Origin of the sequence: Knoellia locipacati, from assembly GCF_044791685.1 — a bacterium.
GTDB classification, from domain to species: Bacteria; Actinomycetota; Actinomycetes; order Actinomycetales; family Dermatophilaceae; genus Knoellia; species Knoellia locipacati_A.
The window spans coordinates 2,122,958-2,141,498 of record NZ_CP087730.1 but is presented as its reverse complement, the minus strand read 5'-3'; the positions used below and the strand labels follow the sequence as shown (position 1 = coordinate 2,141,498).

At 72.6% G+C, this 18,541-nt stretch carries 18 protein-coding genes and 1 other RNA gene; 6 read left to right on the top strand and 13 right to left on the bottom strand.

Annotated elements, in window-relative coordinates; translation table 11 throughout:
• Nucleotides 1-60: 60 nt before the first annotated feature.
• The 7 genes from LL946_RS09895 to LL946_RS09865 all read right to left on the bottom strand — a co-directional run bounded on the left by LL946_RS09895 (nt 61) and on the right by LL946_RS09865 (nt 8,434).
• On the bottom strand, nt 61-1,050 hold the full coding sequence (locus LL946_RS09895; protein ID WP_404380166.1) for a LytR C-terminal domain-containing protein: 990 nt from the start codon (nt 1,048-1,050) through the stop codon (nt 61-63).
• Nucleotides 1,051-1,293: 243 nt separating this feature from the next.
• Nucleotides 1,294-2,364, bottom strand: coding sequence for an aspartate-semialdehyde dehydrogenase (locus tag LL946_RS09890; protein ID WP_404380164.1), 1,071 nt, complete (start codon nt 2,362-2,364; stop codon nt 1,294-1,296).
• Between the two features lie 20 nt (nt 2,365-2,384).
• Nucleotides 2,385-3,668, bottom strand: a complete 1,284-nt coding sequence (locus LL946_RS09885; protein ID WP_404380162.1) for an aspartate kinase — start codon at nt 3,666-3,668, stop codon at nt 2,385-2,387.
• A 280-nt stretch (nt 3,669-3,948) separates the two neighbouring features.
• Nucleotides 3,949-4,548 (bottom strand): DUF5063 domain-containing protein, encoded by a 600-nt coding sequence (locus LL946_RS09880; protein WP_404380160.1) that lies wholly within the window; start codon nt 4,546-4,548, stop codon nt 3,949-3,951.
• A complete protein-coding gene (gene recR, locus LL946_RS09875) occupies nt 4,541-5,140 on the bottom strand; it encodes a recombination mediator RecR (RefSeq protein ID WP_404380158.1) in 600 nt (199 codons plus the stop codon). Before recR ends, LL946_RS09880 begins: the two co-directional genes overlap by 8 nt.
• 106 nt (nt 5,141-5,246) lie before the next feature.
• Nucleotides 5,247-5,930 carry a lysophospholipid acyltransferase family protein gene (locus LL946_RS09870; protein WP_404380156.1) on the bottom strand — a complete coding sequence of 228 codons (684 nt, stop codon included), beginning with the start codon at nt 5,928-5,930 and terminating at the stop codon, nt 5,247-5,249.
• Nucleotides 5,927-8,434, bottom strand: coding sequence for a DNA polymerase III subunit gamma and tau (locus tag LL946_RS09865; protein ID WP_404380154.1), 2,508 nt, complete (start codon nt 8,432-8,434; stop codon nt 5,927-5,929). The genes LL946_RS09870 and LL946_RS09865 overlap by 4 nt, the downstream gene beginning before the upstream one ends.
• Nucleotides 8,435-8,515: 81 nt before the next feature.
• On the opposite strand from LL946_RS09865, the gene LL946_RS09860 reads away from it, so the two are divergent.
• Together LL946_RS09860 and LL946_RS09855 are read left to right on the top strand one after the other, a co-directional pair.
• Nucleotides 8,516-9,151, top strand: coding sequence for an ATP-binding cassette domain-containing protein (locus tag LL946_RS09860; protein WP_404380152.1), 636 nt, complete (start codon nt 8,516-8,518; stop codon nt 9,149-9,151).
• A gap of 5 nt (nt 9,152-9,156) precedes the next feature.
• Entirely contained in the window at nt 9,157-10,617 is a 1,461-nt protein-coding gene (locus tag LL946_RS09855; RefSeq protein ID WP_404380150.1) for a hypothetical protein, read from the top strand.
• Here the strand turns inward: LL946_RS09855 and LL946_RS09850 are convergent.
• The 4 genes from LL946_RS09850 to LL946_RS09835 are packed head-to-tail and all read right to left on the bottom strand — an operon-like array spanning nt 10,574 to nt 13,738.
• Complete coding sequence (locus tag LL946_RS09850; protein ID WP_404380148.1) at nt 10,574-11,044, bottom strand: hypothetical protein; 471 nt, start codon at nt 11,042-11,044, stop codon at nt 10,574-10,576. The two genes, LL946_RS09855 and LL946_RS09850, sit on opposite strands and share 44 nt — an antisense overlap.
• Nucleotides 11,045-11,084: 40 nt before the next feature.
• Nucleotides 11,085-11,741, bottom strand: a complete 657-nt coding sequence (locus tag LL946_RS09845; protein WP_404380146.1) for a class I SAM-dependent methyltransferase — start codon at nt 11,739-11,741, stop codon at nt 11,085-11,087.
• A 15-nt stretch (nt 11,742-11,756) separates the two neighbouring features.
• On the bottom strand, nt 11,757-12,416 hold the full coding sequence (locus tag LL946_RS09840) for a response regulator (protein ID WP_404380144.1): 660 nt from the start codon (nt 12,414-12,416) through the stop codon (nt 11,757-11,759).
• A gap of 5 nt (nt 12,417-12,421) precedes the next feature.
• The gene (locus tag LL946_RS09835) at nt 12,422-13,738 is read right to left on the bottom strand and encodes a sensor histidine kinase (RefSeq protein WP_404380142.1); all 1,317 of its coding nucleotides are present in this window, start codon (nt 13,736-13,738) and stop codon (nt 12,422-12,424) included.
• A 164-nt stretch (nt 13,739-13,902) separates the two neighbouring features.
• Here LL946_RS09835 and LL946_RS09830 point away from each other — a divergent pair, with 164 nt between their 5' ends.
• The 4 genes from LL946_RS09830 (at nt 13,903) to LL946_RS09815 (ending at nt 17,239) form a co-directional block, all read left to right on the top strand.
• A complete protein-coding gene (locus LL946_RS09830; protein ID WP_404380140.1) occupies nt 13,903-14,532 on the top strand; it encodes a hypothetical protein in 630 nt (209 codons plus the stop codon).
• A complete protein-coding gene (locus LL946_RS09825; RefSeq protein ID WP_404380138.1) occupies nt 14,529-15,755 on the top strand; it encodes an alpha/beta-hydrolase family protein in 1,227 nt (408 codons plus the stop codon). Before LL946_RS09830 ends, LL946_RS09825 begins: the two co-directional genes overlap by 4 nt.
• Before the next feature lie 143 nt (nt 15,756-15,898).
• Nucleotides 15,899-16,453, top strand: a complete 555-nt coding sequence (locus tag LL946_RS09820; RefSeq protein ID WP_404380136.1) for an Hsp20/alpha crystallin family protein — start codon at nt 15,899-15,901, stop codon at nt 16,451-16,453.
• Nucleotides 16,454-16,519: 66 nt separating this feature from the next.
• Nucleotides 16,520-17,239 carry a DsbA family oxidoreductase gene (locus LL946_RS09815; RefSeq protein WP_404380134.1) on the top strand — a complete coding sequence of 240 codons (720 nt, stop codon included), beginning with the start codon at nt 16,520-16,522 and terminating at the stop codon, nt 17,237-17,239.
• Nucleotides 17,240-17,249: 10 nt separating this feature from the next.
• Here the strand turns inward: LL946_RS09815 and ffs are convergent.
• Both ffs and LL946_RS09805 read right to left on the bottom strand, forming a co-directional pair.
• An RNA gene (gene ffs, locus LL946_RS09810) (signal recognition particle sRNA small type) lies at nt 17,250-17,346 on the bottom strand.
• A gap of 229 nt (nt 17,347-17,575) precedes the next feature.
• Nucleotides 17,576-18,529, bottom strand: a complete 954-nt coding sequence (locus tag LL946_RS09805; protein WP_404380132.1) for a BadF/BadG/BcrA/BcrD ATPase family protein — start codon at nt 18,527-18,529, stop codon at nt 17,576-17,578.
• Nucleotides 18,530-18,541 lie beyond the last annotated feature (12 nt).

The window sequence follows — 18,541 nt, the reverse complement described above, 5'->3', positions numbered from 1 at the left end:
GCGTGACCGACCCGTGGACGTCTCATGGTCGACCGCCCGTGTCGGGCGGCCGGCCCGGGGTCAGTCGCAGGGACGCGAGACCGTCGGCGGCGGGTCCTTGCGAACGGGCGTGAGAGGCACCTCGGCCCAGGGCGTGACCTGCTCGAACTTGTTGCCCAGGACGACGTCGATGACCAGGTTGTCGCGCGGGACCTCGCTGAGGACCGCGCCCTCGATGTGCTTGGCCACCTGGGCGGCCGCGAGGTCGGCGTCGGGTCCGTGGCGGATCACCGCGACGTCGTTCGGGAGGAAGGACTGGTCCGGGTCGTTGCCCTGCTTGCCCGGGTTGAACCCACGGGCGGTCAGCTCGGTGAGCGTGGACTTGGCGAGGCCGGGGCGCCACGTCGCGTTGTAGACGTTGACTTTGTAGGACTTCTGGGCCGGCGGCTTCGGCGGCGGGGCGGGCAGCATGGTGGTGAAGTCGGCGCCGAGGACGAACGAGATCGAGGTGCCGGCGCGGCCGTCGTACTCGAGCTCGGCCCCGGCGACGGTCTGCGCGGCCAGCAACGCGTGGTCGAGTCCGGCCCGGCCGTGGTAGATCCGCACCGGAGCCCTGACGTAGAGCGTGCGGGGCGCACTGGAGGCCTCCACGACGGTGAACCCTCGACGGGCCAGGTTCTTGGCGACGAGGCTGGCGGCGCCGTTCTGGCCCGAGGCGTTGAGGACCTTGATCCTGAACGACGCGGCGGGCGGTGCCGCGACGACGACCGGCTGGCAGGCCGGCGGTGCCGGGTCGCTGGACATCAGGCCGGTGCCGTATGCCGTGGCGATGCTTGCGGTGCCGAGGATGACTGCCGGGATGGTGATGAAGGCGGCGAGGTGGCGGAACTGGTAGCGACGCCAGATCTGCTCGTCGCTCAGCTCCTCCTGGACGCGCGCACGCTCGAGCAGCTCGCGGTGCACGGTGTCACGCGTGAGGCCGAGGCTGCGGCGGGCGAGGTCGCGGGCGGCGCGGCCCGTACGTGCCGGCAGCGACCTGCGCTCGGGCGTCGACTTCCGGTTCGTGAACACGACCACTCCTCACACCTCTCGACCGACAGCAGTCCCACAACCGCTTGGCTGAATTGCACCACGAGTCACACCAGTCACATTCGTAACACGCCCGTTCCGTCACCCAACCGAGACCAAGCACCTTGCGACCCGGCCCCCGAGGCGCCTCCCGGCGGCAGCCGCAGCGTCGCAGGGCAAGGTGTCGCGGACCCGGCCGAGAGGTCACGACGGAGTCAAGAGGGGCGCAGCTGCGCGCCCGACCCGCTAGAGCGTGGCGGCGACGAGCTCGGCGGTCTGCAGCATGTTGAGCGCCGCACCCTTGCGCAGGTTGTCTCCGCACACGAAGAGGTCGAGGGTGCGGGGGAAGTCGATGGCCTGGCGCATCCGACCGACGAACCTCGGGTCCGCGCCGACGATGTCGACCGGCGTCGGGAAGTCGCCGTGATCGGGGTCGTCCATGACGACGACCGCCGGCGCCTCGACGAGCGCCTGTCGCGCCTTGTCGACCTGGATCGGCTTGGCGAAGGTGGCATGGACCGACACGGAGTGGGTGGACACCACCGGCACCCGCACGCAGGTCGCCGAGACCCGCAGGTCGGGCATCCCGAGGATCTTGCGCGTCTCCTGACGGATCTTGGACTCCTCGGAGCTCCAGCCGTCGCCGACGTGCGAGCCGGCGAACGGCAGGATGTTGAGCGCGAGCGGACCACCGAACAGGCTCGGGCCGAGCTCGTGCTCGATGACCCGGCGCACGTCGCCCGGGCTCATGCCGAGGTCCCGCTGCCCACCGACGACCGCCATCTCGTCGTGCAGCCGTGACATCCCGGCCCGGCCCAGGCCGGAGGCCGCCTGGAAGCTCGTGACGACGAGCTCGGTGAGCTCCCAGTGCTCGTGCAGCACCGCGAGCACGTCGATCATCGTCATCACGGTCGCGCCGGGGTTGGCGATGATGCCCTTGGGGCGATCACTCACGGCCTCGGGGTTGATCTCCGGGACGACGAGCGGCACCAGCGGGTCGCGCCGGAACGTCGGGCTGTTGTCGATGACGACCGCACCCCGCTCGACCGCGACCCCGGCCCAGTCGGCGGAGATCTCCGGCGGGATGTCGACGAGGGCGACGTCGATGCCGTCGAAGAACTCGGGGGTCAGGGCCTCGACGGGCAGGTCCTCGCCGGCCACACGGCATACGGAACCGACGTCCTCGGCCCCGGCGGCCAGGCGCACGTCACCCCAGAGGTGACGGCGCATGGGCAGCACGTCTCGGACGACGGTGCCCACGGCGCCGGTGGCGCCCACGATGGCAAGGGTGGGTGCAGCGGGTGACACGGTGCTCATGCGTTCGATGCCGATCCGGCTCAGCGACCGGTACCGGCGTAGACGACCGCCTCGCCCTCCTCGGTGTCGAGCCCGAACGCGGTGTGCACCGCCCGGACGGCCTCGTCGAGCAGCTCGCTGCGAGTGACCACGGAGATGCGGATCTCGGAGGTCGAGATCATCTCGATGTTGACTCCGGCGTCCGCGAGGGCGCGGAAGAAGGTCGCGGAGACACCGGGGTTGGAGCGCATCCCGGCGCCGACGAGCGAGAGCTTGCCGATCTGGTCGTCGTACTGGAGGCCGCTGAACCCGACCGCGCCCTGGATCGCCGTGAGCGCCTCCATCGCCGTCTGCCCGTCGGTCTTGGGCAGCGTGAACGAGATGTCGGTGAGGCCGGTCTCGACCGTCGACACGTTCTGGACGATCATGTCGAGATTGATCTCGGCGCCGGCGACGGCGGTGAAGATCTCGGCCGCCTTGCCGGTCGTGTCGGGGACACCGACGACGGTGATCTTGGCCTCGCTGCGGTCGTGCGCGACACCGGCAATGATCGGGGCTTCCACAGGTTCTCCTTCGGGGCCCACGGGGCCGGGCTGGTCGGTGACGATCGTGCCCTCCTTCGGCGTGAAGGAGGAGCGGACGTGGATCGGGATGTCGTAGCGGCGGGCGTACTCGACGCTGCGCAGGTGCAGCACCTTGGAGCCGCTCGCGGCGAGCTCGAGCATCTCCTCGGCCGAGATGCGGTCGAGCTTGCGGGCCTTGGGCACGATGCGCGGGTCGGCGGTGAAGACACCGTCGACGTCGGTGTAGATCTCGCACACGTCGGCGCGCAGCGCGGCGGCGAGCGCGACGGCGGTCGTGTCGGTGCCGCCGCGACCGAGGGTGGTGATCTCCTTGGTCGTCTGGCTCACGCCCTGGAAGCCGGCGACGATGACGATGTGGCCCTTGTCGACGGCCTCGGTGATCCGACCGGGCGTGACGTCGATGATCTTGGCCTTGCCGTGCGCCTCGTCGGTGATGACGCCGGCCTGGCTGCCGGTGAACGAGCGGGCGCTGAGCCCGAGGTCGTGGATCGCCATCGCGACGAGCGCCATGCTGATCCGTTCACCGGCCGTCACGAGCATGTCGAGCTCGCGCGGCGGCGGCAGCGGGCTCACGGCCTGCGCGAGGTCGAGCAGCTCGTCCGTCGAGTCGCCCATCGCGGACACGGCGACGACGACGTCGTTGCCGGCCTTGCGCGTCTCGGCGATGCGGCGAGCGACGCGCTTGATGCTCTCGGCATCGGCGAGCGAGGAGCCGCCGTACTTCTGGACGACGATCGGCACGAGCGTTCTCCCGGTGCGGCTGGGTCTCGGAGGTGGTCGCCAGCGAGTCTAACGAGGCGGCTCGATGGCCGAGCCCACGCCCGTATGCCGGTCCGTCACCTCCGGTGTGCGGCGCCGGTCGGGCGCTCGGCATGTGCGCGGGGCGAGGGGCGACGGGCCGACGGACATGCAGAAGACGCTGCTGTCGGGGCAGTCGCTGCCGCGTGAGCACGCCGGAGACCCGGTCACGGCCGTTGTGCATGTCGGTGGGGCCGCTGGGCCCCGCGCGGGCGCCAGCGGTTCAGGGGTGGAGCGCGTCGAACTCGGCCTCGGCGACGGCGTCCGCGTCGGCATCGAGCCGGATGTGGGCGAGGAGTGCCTGGAGCACCCTCAGCGCACTGGCCGCACGCTCACCCCAGTCGGAGAGGTAGCTGAACTGCCACCACCAGAGCGCCTCGAGGACCCGCCCCTCGTCGTGGTGGCGCAGGCCGTGGGCGAGGGCGGACGCGACGACGGTGAGGTCGTTGGACAGCGAGCCGGTCGTGAGGGCGGGCTCGGTCACCGGGTCGACGACGTCGGCGTAGTCGTCGATGCCGTGGAGCAGGTTGGAGAGGTTCTCGCGCAACGGGTCCAGCTCGACGTCCGGACCGGGGTCCACCTCGAAGCGGTCCTCGGGGACGATGTCCTCGATCGCGCCGAGCCGGGCACCCATGACGAGCACCTGCGACAGGGCCAGCAGCCCGAGAGGGAGTGCGGCCGCGGGGTTGGCGCCCGAGGCGATGTCGGTGACGGTCGCGAGGTAGGTCCGGGCCTCCTCGGCCGAGTCCGCGGCGAGGGCGCGCAGGTCCGACAGGTGGTCGGACTGGTCGGACCCGGTGGGCTCGGGCAGCTCGTCAGGCATCGAGGAGCCTCCGGCCTTCGAACGCTCGACCGAGGGTCACCTCGTCGGCGTACTCGAGGTCGCCGCCCACGGGGAGGCCCGAGGCGAGCCGGGTGACCTTGATGCCCATGCCCTTGAGGAAGCGGGCGAGATAGCTCGCGGTCGCCTCGCCCTCGAGGTTGGGGTCGGTGGCGATGATGATCTCGGTGACCTCACCGCTGGCGAGCCGGGTCATGAGCTCACGGAAGGTGAGGTCGTCGGGGCCGATGCCGTCGATCGGGCTGATGGCGCCGCCGAGCACGTGGTAGCGGCCGCGGAACTCGCGGGTGCGCTCGATGGCGACGACGTCCTTGGGCTCCTCGACGACGCAGATGCTCGTGAGGTCGCGACGCGGGTCGGCGCAGATCCGGCACTGCTCGGACTCGGCGATGTTGTGGCAGATGACGCAGAAGCGGACCTTGGCCTTGACCTGGGTGAGCGCGTCGGTGAGTCGCTGCACGTCGATGGCGTCGGACTGGAGCAGGTGGAAGGCGATGCGCTGGGCGCTCTTGGGACCCACGCCCGGAAGCCGGCCGAGTTCGTCGATGAGGTCCTGCACTGCGCCTTCGTACACACCCTGAGCCTAGGCCACCCGGCCGTCAGCGCCACCCCGCCGCGCATGCCCTCGGTCCCCGGTCCCCGGTCCCCGGTCCCGGTCCCGGTCCCGGGATGCCGCGCCCTCAGTCGTCGGGGTCGTCGGTGGCCGGGCGCTCGTTGTAGGTGTCCGCCCGCTCCTGACCGGTGAGCGCGGCGATCGCGTCCATGACGTCGTCGGTGAGCTGGCGACGCGCGCGCCCGGCGGGCAAGCCGGCATACGCGGAAGGCTGGATCGGCGACCCGAAGGCCACGGTGACGTCGGCCATCTTGAGACCGCGGGCGCCGACCGGCTGGACCCTGTCGGTGCCGATGAGGCCGACGGGCACGACCGGCACGTTCGCCGTGAGCGACAGGAAGGCGACGCCGGTGCGGCCGCGGTAGAGCCGACCGTCGCGCGAGCGCGTGCCCTCGGGATAGATCCCGAACGCCTTGCCGGCGCGCAGCACCTCGAGCGCGAGGTCGAGCGAGTCCTGCGCACCGCGCGAACTGTCACGGTCGACCGCGATGGCATCGCCGGCCTCCATGAAACCGCGCACGAACCGCCCGCGCGCGCCCGTGCCGGTGAAGTACTCGGCCTTGGCGAGGAAGGACACCTTGCGCGGCGCCGCGACCGGGATCGCGAACGAGTCGATGAACGAGAGGTGGTTGCTCGCCAGCAGGACGCCGCCCTCCTTGGGGACGTTCTCCTTGCCGAGGATCGTGGGGCGCCAGATCGCGTGGGCCAGCGACATCAGAGCGGTGCGCCCGACCCAGTAGTAGGTGCTCATGCGTCCTCTTCGTGGATGACCTTCCCGCCCAGGACTCGCTCCACGACGGGGACACCGACCTCACCGAGGCCTTCGATGTCCTCGTCATCGTCGCTGATCGCGGAGTCATCGGCGACAGGCGTCTCATCCGGGTCGGGCTCGGCGGCCACGGTCTCCTTGGCGCGCGCGAACGGACTGACCGGGTCGACGCCACCCGCGACGGCCGCCTGGGTCGCCCAGTCGGGGGCAGCACCGCTCTGGTTGCCGCCGCTCCCCCACTCCGGTTGCGTCGTGGGCGGCTGGCTCGGCACGTATGCCGCATGCTCGCCCCCGCGGTCCGAGGAGGCCTGGGCGGCGGCACCGTGCGCCTCGGCGCGGGCCTGCGCCGACTGCTGCGGCTCGGGACGGGTCGCCTCGGGCTGGGTCCGGGGCTGGGGGGCGGGGCGGCTGGGGTCGATGGTCGGGACGCTCGTGGTTCCGCCGATCGAGGAGCCGTCCGCAGGGACACCTTCGACCCGCGCGTCGATGCCGAGCACGTCGATGAGCGCCTGCTGGACATAGGTCGCGTGCGGCCCGCGACGGAAGGTGTTGGCGAGCCCGGTCGTCGCGATGCCGAGCAGGAGTCGCTCGCCGTCGTAGTCGAGGACCTGGGCGTGCTCGGACACGAAGGTCCACGTCGTGCGGCGCAGCTCGAAGACCTTGGCGAGGATGTCCGGCCACGACCGGCGGATCGCCGCGGTGTCGAGCCCGGGCGCACTGTGGGCCACGGGCGCAGGCGGCGTCGGAGCCTGCTGGGGCTCGACCTGCTGGGACTCCGGCCATTGAGGCTCGGGCTGCTGGGGCTCAGTCTGGTGAGTTTCAGGCTGTTGGGGCTCGCGATGTTGAGGCTCAGCCGCCCGGCCGTCACGCTGCTGGAGCTGTGCGGGTGGCGACGTCGATGCCGGTGGCGCCTGCAGGAACTCGGGCCCGCGAGGCGGCTCCGGCTCGATGAACTCCGGCTCGTCGAGCTCGGGAGGCTCGTCCTCAGAGTGTCCCGGAGGGGTCGACGGTGCCGCGGGCGGGAGGTTCGGGACGGAGGGTCGCTCGTCTCGGTCGAACGGCGCCTGCACACGAGGCGCCACCGCCGGGGTGGGCTGCGGCGCGGGGTGCGACTCCTGCCCTGCGGGCTGCTGACCCGGTGCCTGCTGGGCGGGGCGCTGGTGCGCCGGGGACGACTGGAGGGGGGCCTGCTGGCCGGAGGGCTGCTGCGCCGGGGACGACTGGACGGAGGCGTGGTGCACCGGCGCCTGCTGAGCCGACGGTGCGGGCGGCGGGGCCGAGGGCAGCTGGCGAGTCGCAGCGGGCGCGGTGCCGCTCGGAACTCCGCCGACGTCGAGGCGGCGTTCGAGACGGTCGAGGCGTGCGGCATACCCCGTCTCTCCGGCGGCAGCCGGGAGCAGGATGCGCGCAGCGATGAGCTCGAGCTGGAGCCGCGGCGCCGTGGCCCCGGTCATCTCGGAGAGCCCGGCGTTGACGATGTCGGCGGCCCGCGACAGGGCGCCGGTCCCGAAGGCGGCCGCCTGCTGGCGCATCCGCTCGAGCTGGTCCGGGGGCAACGCCCGCAGGACGGCCGACGCGCCCTCGGGGACGGCCGCGACGACGATGAGGTCGCGCAGCCGCTCGAGCAGGTCCTCGATGAAGCGGCGGGGGTCGAGGCCGGTCTCGATGACTCGCTCGATCGCGTTGAACGCGCCGGCGCCGTCGCCTGCCCCGAAGGCGTCGATCGACGCATCGAGCAGCTCACCGTCGGTGAAGCCGAGCAGCGACGCCGCCGACTCGTAGGTCAGCCCCTCGTCGCCGGAGCCCGCGATGAGCTGGTCGAGGACCGACAGCGAGTCACGCACGGACCCGCCACCGGCACGGACGACGAACGACAGCACGCCCGGGGCGACCGACACCTCCTCGGCGACGCAGAGCCGCTCCATGTAGTCGGTGAGCTGGCCCGGCGGCACGAGGCGGAACGGGTAGTGGTGGGTGCGCGAGCGGATCGTCCCGATGACCTTCTCGGGCTCGGTGGTCGCGAAGACGAACTTCACGTGCTCCGGCGGCTCCTCGACGATCTTGAGCAGAGCGTTGAAGCCCTGCGGCGTCACCATGTGCGCCTCGTCGATGATGTAGATCTTGTAGCGGCTCTGCGCCGGGCCGTAGGACGCGCGTTCGCGCAGGTCACGGGCGTCGTCGACACCACCGTGGCTGGCGGCGTCGATCTCGATGACGTCGACGGTGCCGGGGCCTCCACGGGCCAGGGCGACGCACGAGTCGCACTCGCCGCACGGGGTCGCGGTCGGGCCCTGCTCGCAATTGAGGCAGCGGGCGAGGATGCGGGCACTCGTGGTCTTGCCACAGCCGCGCGGTCCGCTGAACAGGTAGGCGTGGTTGACGCGCCCGGTCCGCAGCGCCTGCATGAGCGGCTCGGTGACGTGCTCCTGCCCGATGACGTCGGCGAACGTCTCGGGGCGGTAGCGGCGGTAGAGGGCGGTGCTCACGGCGACCAACCTAGTCGGCGCGAGCGACAGCCGGTATGCCGCGTGGGAGCGGCTGTGGACAGGGTCGCTAGCGTGCCTGTCATGGATGTCCGGGCCGAAGGCGTGTCGAAGGTGATCGGGCCGGCGTCGCTGCTCGCGCCCGTGTCGGTGAGCGCTCCCACCGGGTCGTGTCTCGTCCTCCGCGGCCCCAACGGCTCGGGCAAGACGACGTTGCTGCGCATCCTCATCGGCGCCCTGCCGGCGACCACGGGCACGGCCCACGTCGGCGAGCACGTCGCCGACGAACGCGACCCCGCGGTTCGGGCGGCCGTGGCCGCCCTCGTGGGTGCGCCCGCGACCTACCGCGACCTCACCCTGCGCGACCATCTCGTGCTGCTCGACGCCACGTGGGCCGGCGACGCCGACACCTGCGACGACAGGGTCGCCGCATCGCTCGGTGAGGTGGGCATCGGCGAGCTCGGTGGGCGCTTCCCGCACGAGCTGTCGTCGGGCCAGACCCAGCTGTTCCGGCTCGCGCTCACGCTCTTCCGGCCCGCCCAGGTGCTCGTCCTCGACGAGCCCGAGCAGCGCCTCGACACCGAGAAGCGAGCCCTCGTCGCCGGTCTCGTGGCGGCGCGCCGCGACAGCGGCACCACGGTCGTCCTCGCCTGTCACGACCCGGCGATCACCGACCGCGTGGCGGACCGGGTCGTCGACCTCGTCGCCGCCGAGGGCTGAGCCGCGTGAGTGCCGACAGCACCCCACACACGAGCGACCGCGAGCGCCTCGCCGACACCGTCCACGTGCTCCATGGTCCGGGCGGCAACCCGGCACGCAAGGAGGTGGCGTATGCCGCCTACGTCGCGTTCATCGTCGTCGGCCTCTACGGCTTCCCGCTCCTGCGAGCACTCGTCATCGCCGGTGACCGGGGCGGGATGGCCGAGGCGCTGCGCTCTCCGTGGCTGGCCCTCGTCGGTCTCGTCGCCGTCGCAGCCGTGGCGGCGATGGCCCGCGAGGCCGGTCGGGTGCGTGGCCCGATCGTCGCGCCGGTGCCGTGGGTCGACCACGTCGTCGCCTCGTCGGTCGACCGGTGGGCGGCGCTGCGTCCGTGGTTCGGCTACTCGGTCTTCGCCGTGCTCGTCGGCGGTGGCATGGCCGGGCTGCTCGCCGGCGCCTCGCTCTGGGGTGCGGGCGTCGCACCGACCTGGGTGGCTGCGCCGGCGCTGCTCGCCGGCCTCGTCGTGGGACTGGTCGTTGGTGCCGCGTGGCTGCTCGGCCAGTCCCGGCAGTCGCCACCCCTGCCCGCGACTTCTCGCGAGAACCGGACATCTTCAGCCTCCGACGGGCCGGTATCCCGTTCGGCATTCGCAAGAAGTCGGGTGTGGAGGCAGGAGGTTCGGAGGCTCGGCCTGCACGACCTCCGCACGCAGTCGGCTCGCTCGGGACGGATGGTCGGCGGCGTCCAGGCCGGAGACCTGCGCGCGGTCCGGCTCGAGGCGGCCCGGCCCGTCACCCGGGCGCGAGCCAGCCGGTTGCGCCACCGCGGACCTGTGTTGACCCTCGTCGCGAGGGACGTCCTCGGCCTGAGACGCGCCCCGGGCGCGGCCGTCGTGGGCCTCGCCCTGAGTGCCGCCGCGGCCTGGGCCCTGGGGTCCACCCTGTCCAGCGGCTCGGTCCCGCCGCTCGTGGCCTTCGTCGCGGCGCTCGTGAGCCATGTCGGATTCGCCGGGCTGTCCGAGGGACTGCGCCTCGAGGCCGACACGATGGGCACGCCCGCACTGTTCGGGTCGCCACCGGTGCGTGCCGCCGCGACGCACCTGCTCGTCCCCGGCGGACTGCACCTCACCCTGACGACGGTGGCCGGCACCATCGCCGGCGTCGTCGCCGGCGCCTCGGTCGGCACGGTGCTCCCCTGGCTGGTCATGACCACGCTGGTGCTCGCCGGCGGGAACCTCCTCTCGGCCTACCGCGGGCGCCCGCCGACGAGTCGCTTCAACGCCGTGCCCAGCGCGCAGGGCGTCCTGCTCTGGTTCGCGATGCCGCTCATCCTCGACACCCTGCTCGTCGGCGGGATGGTCTGGGGGGCGACACAGTGGCCCACCTCAGGACTGCTCGTCATCGGCTCCTGGGTCGCCGCGGCCCTGATGCTCTATGCAGGGCTCAACCGCGTCCAGTCCGAGTCGCTGTCGCACCGCGACGTGTGAGGGCCCGTCGCAGCCCACCCTCGGGCAGCCCCGCGGCATACAGGGCTCCGCCGACGAGCACGGGCTGGAAGAAGAGACGGGCGAGGCGCTTGGTGTCGCTGTCGAGGCCGAAGGCATCCACACCCTCGACGTACTGACCGACGTTGCCCGGGAAGATCGCGACGAAGAACGCCGCCAGCGCCAGGCCAGTCAGCCGTCGGCGCCCCGGCAGGGCGAGCAGGGCGGCGCCCAGACCGACCTCCGCGGCACCGGAGGCCAGGACGACGAGGTCCTCGTCGACCGGGACCCAGTGAGGGACCTGCGCCCGGAACTCCTCACGACCGGTGGTGAGGTGCAGCACCCCGGCACCGGCCATGAAGGCGCCGAGCGCGAGCCGGGTGAGGTTCTGCGAGAGCGTGGTCGGGACATGACGCTTCAGGAGGCCCATGGGCCCACCGTAGGCCGAGCTCCCTGGCTTCCCCGCCGGATCAACCGGCGATCGGGACGCGCTCGAAGCCGACCGCACTCCACATCGGTCCCCGGTGGCTCATGACCTGACGCAGCCCGGTGCCCTCGACCACCCGCACCATCTCGGCCGGGTCGTGCGCCCAGGCCCGGAACTCACGTCCGCGCACCCGGTGCCAGGCGTTCTCCATCCTCAGCAGCAGGTGGGTGGCGACGTTGCTCGTCGGGTGGCTGAAGACGAGCAGTGACCGGGCATGCTCACCCGCCGCGGACAGCAGGGCGACATGGTCCGGGTAGCAGCACACCACTCGGTGGAGCACGACGACGTCGGCCGGCTCGACCTCTTCGGACGAGCGCGCGATGTCGAGGGCCCGGCGCGTGACCCTGTCCGACAGCCCATAGCGCTCGATGAGCTCCCGAGCGTCGTCGTCGTAGCTGGACGAGAGCTCGAGGGTCGTCGCCGACCCGGCACCGTGGCGGAGCAGCTCGACGGGGATGTCGCCCACCCCACCCCCGATGTCCAGGACGGTCGATCCCTCGACGCCACGGGACTCGAGGAAGTCGACCATCCTGCGGGCGAGCCGGGACAGCCCACGACTCTCGTAGCGACGCGACACCAGTCGTGAGAACCGGCGCGTGAACACCTCGTCGTATCCGGCGGGTTCGGGGCAGCACTGCATCAGGTCACCTCTGCTTCATCCGGCGCTGACGACGCCGTGCTCGTAGGCGAAGACGACTGCCTGCGCCCGGTCCCGCAGTCCCAGCTTCGTGAAGACCCGCGAGACATGGGTCTTGACGGTCTGCTCGGCGACGAAGAGCCGCGTCGCGATCTCGGTGTTGGACAGTCCGCGGGCCACCAGCTCCAGCACCTCGAGCTCGCGCGGGGTGAGCTCCCGCAGCCGCGGTGACTCGCGCGGGACCGCCGACCGCGACTTCGTCACCTCGGCGATGAGCCGCTTGGTGACGCTCGGCGCGAGCAGCGAGTCCCCCTGTGCCACAACGCGAACGGCCCGCGCGAGCTCCTCCGCTGGCGCGTCCTTGAGCATGAACCCGCTCGCCCCGATCCGCAGCGCCTCGTAGACGTAGTCGTCGACGTCGAACGTCGTGAGCATGAGCACGTGCGGGCGGTGCGGACTCGGTGAGGCGAGGATCGTGGCGGCCGCGTCGAGGCCGTTGACCTCCGGCATACGGACGTCCATGAGGACGACGTCGGGACGCAGCCGCGCGACCTCGCGCACCGCTTCGGCGCCGTCGGCGGCCTCGCCGACGACCTGCAGGTCGGGCTGGGCGCCGAGCAGGGCGCCGAGCCCCTGTCGCACCATCGCCTGGTCGTCGACGATGACCACAGTGATCACGTCGCTCAACCTAGCCCTGCCACGTGCGGCCGGCCCACGAGCGGGACCGTCGCGATGACGACGAACCCCTCCCCGACCGACTCCGCCTCGAACGTCCCGCCGACCGCCCGCACTCGCTCCGACATGCCCCGTATGCCGTTGCCACCGGTCACGTCGTCCCCTTCGGACTCGCGGTCGTCACCGTTGCGTCCGGCAACTCGGGGGTCAGGGCCCCCAGAGGTGCGGACGTCAGCGTCGGGTGGCCCCGAGCTGCGGACCATGAGCCGGGCCCACCCCGAGTCCTCCTCGAGGGTGAGCTCGACCGCGGCACCCGGCGCGTGGCGGGCGGCGTTGGCGAGGGACTCCTGCGCGACGCGGTAGATCACGAGCGCCGTCCCGGGTGGCACGTCGGCCGCGTCGAGACGCAGGCTGGACGTGAGCGGCATACCGGCTGCCTTGGAGGAGCGGACGAGAGCGGGGAGCTGCGAGAGGTCGGGCTGGGGCGCGGTCTCGACCGGCCCGTTCTCGTCACGCAGCACGCCGAGGACGGAGCGCACCTCGGTGAGGGCCTGGCGCGCCGACCCCTCGATCGCGGCGAACTCCCCGACGACGGCAGGGTCGTCGACGCCGTGGCGCAGCGGTGCGCTCTGGGCCTGGACGACGATCATCGACATGTGGTGCGCGACGACGTCGTGGAGCTCGCGCGCGATCCGGCTGCGCTCCTCGACGACGGCCCGCCGTGCCCGCTCGGTTTCGACCTCGTCCTGCTGCACGGCGATCTGGCGTCGCGAGATGACGAGCCAGCGGACGAGCAGGGCGACCCCCATGACGAGCGCCTGACCGAGGGCCCAGGGCTTGAGCCCGTCAGGCATCGCCGCGAGCAGCAGGACGCCCGTGGCGACGACGACGACCGGCACCTCGCGCCACCGTCCCCAGAGCCCGACCGCGACGATCGTGGCGAGCAGCACGAGGAACTGCACGACCGGCCACGGCATCGGCGCCTCCGGGCCGGCGGGCGCCACGCCCCACCACACCACGCACGCCACTGCCGCGGCGCCCCACCCCACGAAGGGAGCCCGCCGGAGCAGGAGGACGGGGGCCGCCTGGCAGAGCGCGAGGACCGGGAGCAGCGAGGCGGGGACGTCGTGCCACGGCCGCGTCGTCGACCAGGCGAGGACGAGGACGAGGACGGCCAGCAGCCCCAGGGCGAGGTCGCTGCGAGAGCTCACGGCCCGTGCCGCGGCCAAGAGCGGTCGGCCGAGGGAGCGCAGCGCCCGCCCGACGCGCCCGCCGAGGGCGCGCTTCGAGCGTCCGTCGCCACTGCGCACTCGTCCTCGGACCATGTCCACAACCCTAGGGAGCGGCCGGCCCCGCGTCGTCATACGAGGAGGTGATCCCGGGGTCACTCCGGGGTATCACCCAGCACGGTCTCCCACCCCCACGTCGCACCGGGCGACCGCTCCGGAGGGCGACGACCGCGAGTGCCCGAGGCTCCGAGCCTTGCCGCATGTTTCCCGGACACCAGCTCCTGCGCATCGTCGTCGTCAGCGGTCTCGCCACTGCCGTCGGGCTCACGCTCGCACCCTCCGCATCGTTACTGCCGACCCCCGACCCGCACGCCGGACACGCGGTGACGGCGCTCGTCTCGCGCCCCCCGCTCGTCGCGAGCACGGCTCTGCCACAAGACTTCTCACGTCGCTTCGGCTACACCCCATCGGTCACTGACGGCCTGCTCGGCGACCCTTCGGGCGGCTGCTCCTCCCCCGTACCGCTGCCGGTCGAGTTCACGGCAGCGTGCCGTCAGCACGACCTCGGCTATGACCTCCTCCGGTATGCCGGCCGGTCCGGTCGCACCCTGCCTCCCGACGCGCGCCGGGCCATCGACGCGCAGCTCGGCGTGGCGCTGGAGGCGTCGTGCGCCGAGCGCGAGAGGCCCGTCGGTCGCGCGATCTGCCTGGCCTGGGCCGACGTCGCCCACGGCTTCGTCCGGATCAACAGCGTCCGGCAGGGCGACGCCGTCCCCGAGCGGGAGTCGGCGCTGACTCTGGCTCCCGGCGCCGCGGCCGGCGTCGCGGCCCTGGGAGCAGTCGGACTCGGGCTGGGAGCCCGTCGCGCCCGTCGTGGAGGTGCGCGATGAACCGACTGCCGCACCTGTGGTGGTGCCTTCGGCTTCCCCGGACCCGGATGCCGCGCGCATCGACGGCGCTCGCCGTCCCGGTCGCGCTGGGGCTGGCCACGTTCCCGTCGTACCTGCCCCTCCAGCCGGTGGCGCTCGGGGTGCTCGCCGTCCTGTGGTTCACCGTCGTCCTGATGGTCACCCGTCGTCTCGCCGGGCCTGAGCCCCGCCTCACGGGTCGCTCCCGGCAGCTGGCCGCGGGGCTGGGAGGTGGGCTCACGGCATACGTCGCGCTCCTTGCCCTCACGACGCAGAACGGGATGCGGGCCCGCATCGGCATGGATCCACTGGTGCTCGCCGACATCGGTGTCGCGGCCTCCACGGCTGCAGCACTCCTGGTCGCCGGTCACGGGGCGCGAGGAGTCTGGCGGCGTCGGGCCCTTGTCTCGCGTCGGTCGGTGGCGTTCGGGACCGGTCTCGCGATGCTCACGTTCGCCCCGGCGAGCGCTCAAGCAGCAGCTCCCGCGAGCGACCAGGTGCTCCTCCTGGCCTCTCCGGTCGGTGCCGTCCGCGCGTATGCCGGCATCGGGGACTCGCAGGACGACGCCACACGCGCACTTGTCGCCGTCGACCGACTCGTGAGGGCTGGCGGCCTCACCCGTGAGCACCTGCTCGTGGCGATCCCGACCGGTTCCGGGTGGGTGAACCCCGAGTTCGTCGCCGGCACCGAGCGCCGGTTCGGTGCCGACGTGGCGACGGTGTCGATGCAGTACGACACCAGGCCGAGCTGGGTCGCCTTCCTCCTCGACCGCGAGGGTGCGGTGAAGGGTGCGAGGGCGCTGCTCGACGAGGTGACCCGGGTGGTGTCCCGGCTGCCCGAGGCCCAGCGGCCGCAGGTGCACGTCGTCGGCGAGAGCCTCGGCGCGACGGCCGGTCAGGCGGCGCTGCTCGCACCCGACGCGGCGCACCTGCGTCGGGCGGTGTGCTCGACGTTCTGGCTCGGCACGCCGGGAGGTGGCCGGACCGGGCTCCCGCGCGAGACCGTGGCCGCCAACGACGACGACCCGATCGTCCACGCCAGCCCCTCGATGGCGCTCGTGCCCACCGGTGGGCACCGGCCGTGGCTGCCCGTCATCTCGTTCGTGCACGCCGGCGCGGACGTCGTGGCGTCCCTGGCGGTACCCGCCGGAGCCGGTCACCGCTACGGCGCCGAGCAGCCGGACCGGCTCCGGACGTGCCCGTGACACCGGGTCGGCGAGGACGGCTTGACGGGGACCACGGGTCGGGGTTAGAACAGGAACTGAGCACGAAGTTGAGCGGCTCCCACTCAAGAAAGGCCAGCCGAGGTCGACCGCATCGGCCTCCCGTTCACCGCAAGGAGAGCACCATGAGCACCACCACCTCGCACGACCCCTTCCGCGCCCTCGACCGCACGTTCGACCGACTCCTCGCCGAGGGCCTGCGCGCTCCGTCCGGCTCGACCGGCGCCGTCATGCCGATGGACCTCTACCGGTCGGGCGAGACCTTCGTCGCCCACATCGACCTGCCCGGTGTCGACGCGGAGAGCATCGACATCGACGTCGAGGACCGCACCCTCACGGTCCGGGCCCAGCGCAGCGCCCCCGAGGCCGAGGACGCGCAGTGGCTCTCGCGCGAGCGGCCGAGCGGCACGTTCGCCCGCCAGCTCTCGCTCGGCCGGGGCCTCGCGCTCGACCGGATCGAGGCCGACTACCGCGACGGCGTCCTCACCCTGACCATCCCGGTCGCCGAGGAGGCCAAGCCCCGCCGGATCAGCGTCTCGCACGCCGGCTCGGGGTCCTCGCGCACGATCGAGTCGTCGGCCAGCGACAGCCGGTCGTCGTCGACCGACGGCGGGTCGTCGTCCAGTGACCGCGGGTCGCAGACCGACAGTGGCGGGTCGCAGACGCCCCAGTCGGCCTGATCGGCACATCCGTCGTGGGCGGCCCGACGGCCCGGGTCGTCGGGTCGCCCACGTATCGTCGAGGGCATGCGCATCGATGTCTGGTTCGACCTGGTCTGCCCGTTCTGCCACGTGGGGCGACGCCGCCTCGAGCTCGCCGTGGAGCAGTTCGTGGCCGCCGCCGAGCCGGGTGAGCCGCGCGACGTCGAGGTGGTCTGGCACAGCTACCAGCTCGACCGGTCCGCGCCCGCTGTCGCCGAGGGCTCCAACGTCGACCGCATCGCCGCCAAGTACGGCCGGTCCCGCGAGGAGATGGTGGCCCAGCACGAGGCGATGGCCGCCGACGCGGCCGAGGTCGGGCTCGACTTCCAGTGGGACAAGGTCGTCGGCGGCAACTCGTTCGACGCCCACCGCGTGCTGCACCTCGCCCGGGCCCGGGGCCTCGAGACGCCGGTCACCGACCGGGTCATGCGTGGCTGGTACTCCGAGGGGGCCGCGCTGGGCGACACCGACACCCTGGTGCGGCTCGCCGTCGAGGGTGGTCTCGGCGAGAAGGACGTGCGCGAGACGCTCGGCTCGGACGCCTACGGCTACGACGTGCGCGCCGACGAGGCCACCGCCAACCAGATCGGCATCACCGCCGTGCCGACCTACGTCCTCGACCAGAAGTTCGCGGTCACCGGTGCCCAGCCCGTGGACGGGCTCGTCCGGGCGCTCGAGCTCGTGTGGGAGGACCGCGGCAACGCCCCCGAGGCACGTGGCGGGGGCTGTGGCGGCTGCGAGGGTGGCTGCGCCTGCGGCGCCTGACCCTCAGAACGACGAAGACACCCCGCGTACCTGGAAGAGCTCACCTGCCCTTGCTGCATTCCTGCCCTGGGGGAGTTCAGTGAGGTACCACCACGCGGGGTGCCGGGTCCGAGTCTAACCCGCTGCCGTCGGCCGACTCCAACTCGCCGTCGCGGGCACGGTCCCCGGTCAGCGCTGTGCACTGCTGCATTGGGCCGCAGCAGTGCACACTCCAGGCTGTGCACTGCTGCACTGGGCCGCAGCACTGCACACTGGACGCTGTGCACTGCTGCACCGGGGCGCAGCACTGCACAGCGGCGTACGGGCACGTGGCGCGGGTCCGAGCCCACGGAATGCTCAGCCGAGATGCACGTATGCCGGATGCCTGGGGATCGTGCCCGTCTCGCCGAGCACGGTGGCCAGGTGCAGGGCTCCGTCGAGGGCTCCTCCCACGGCGGGGGTGAGCGCAGCACCGGCCGCAGCGACAGCCGCCTCCAGCGCCGCACGCACCGGCTCGGCCCCCAACAGCCCACCGGTCACCACGAGAACCGGAGACTCGATGCCGCGGGCCGCCGAGAGCAGGGACTCCGCGAGCGACTCCCCCGCCGTCGAGCAGATCCGCGACGCGACGGGGTCGCCGGCGGTCGCCGCGTCCGCGACCCTGGGCGCGAACGACGCCAGGAGCGCAGGGGCGTCGCTGCCGGTCATGACGCGACGCGGCCAGTGCGACGTCACACCGAAGAGGGACTCACCCTCGACGAGCAGCCGCTCGGACCCGCCCGGCAGCCCGTCGTGGAACCGCAGCCCGGCGCGCAGTCCCTCGAGCCCGACCCACGCCGCGGAGCCCCGGTCCCCGAGGACGTGCCCCCAGCCGTCGACGAGCCGCCACACCGACGTGTCCTTCGACCCGAAGTCCGAGCCGAACGCCACCGCCCCGGACCCAGCGGCGACCACGGCACCCGGGCGCACGCCACCGAGCGCCCCGACGAGCGAGGCCACGGCATCGCTGACGACGGCAGTCCGGGCCGCCCCGAGCGCGCTCGACACCGTCCGAACGACCTCGACCGGGTCCGACAGGAAGAGCAGCCCACGCTGCGACCAGCAGACCGCCGCGACCTCGTCGACCCCGCCCTCGCGGAGCAGACGGGCGGCATCCGCGGCCAGGGCCGCGACGTCGACGCCACCGGACCCGATCCGTGCGCCGGGTGCGGTGAGCACGGGACCGAGCTCCCCGGCATACGACCACTGCAGGCGAAGGCCCGACCCACCCACGTCCACGCCCACGACGGCACCCGACCGGTCCACGCTCACGGGCGTGAGCCG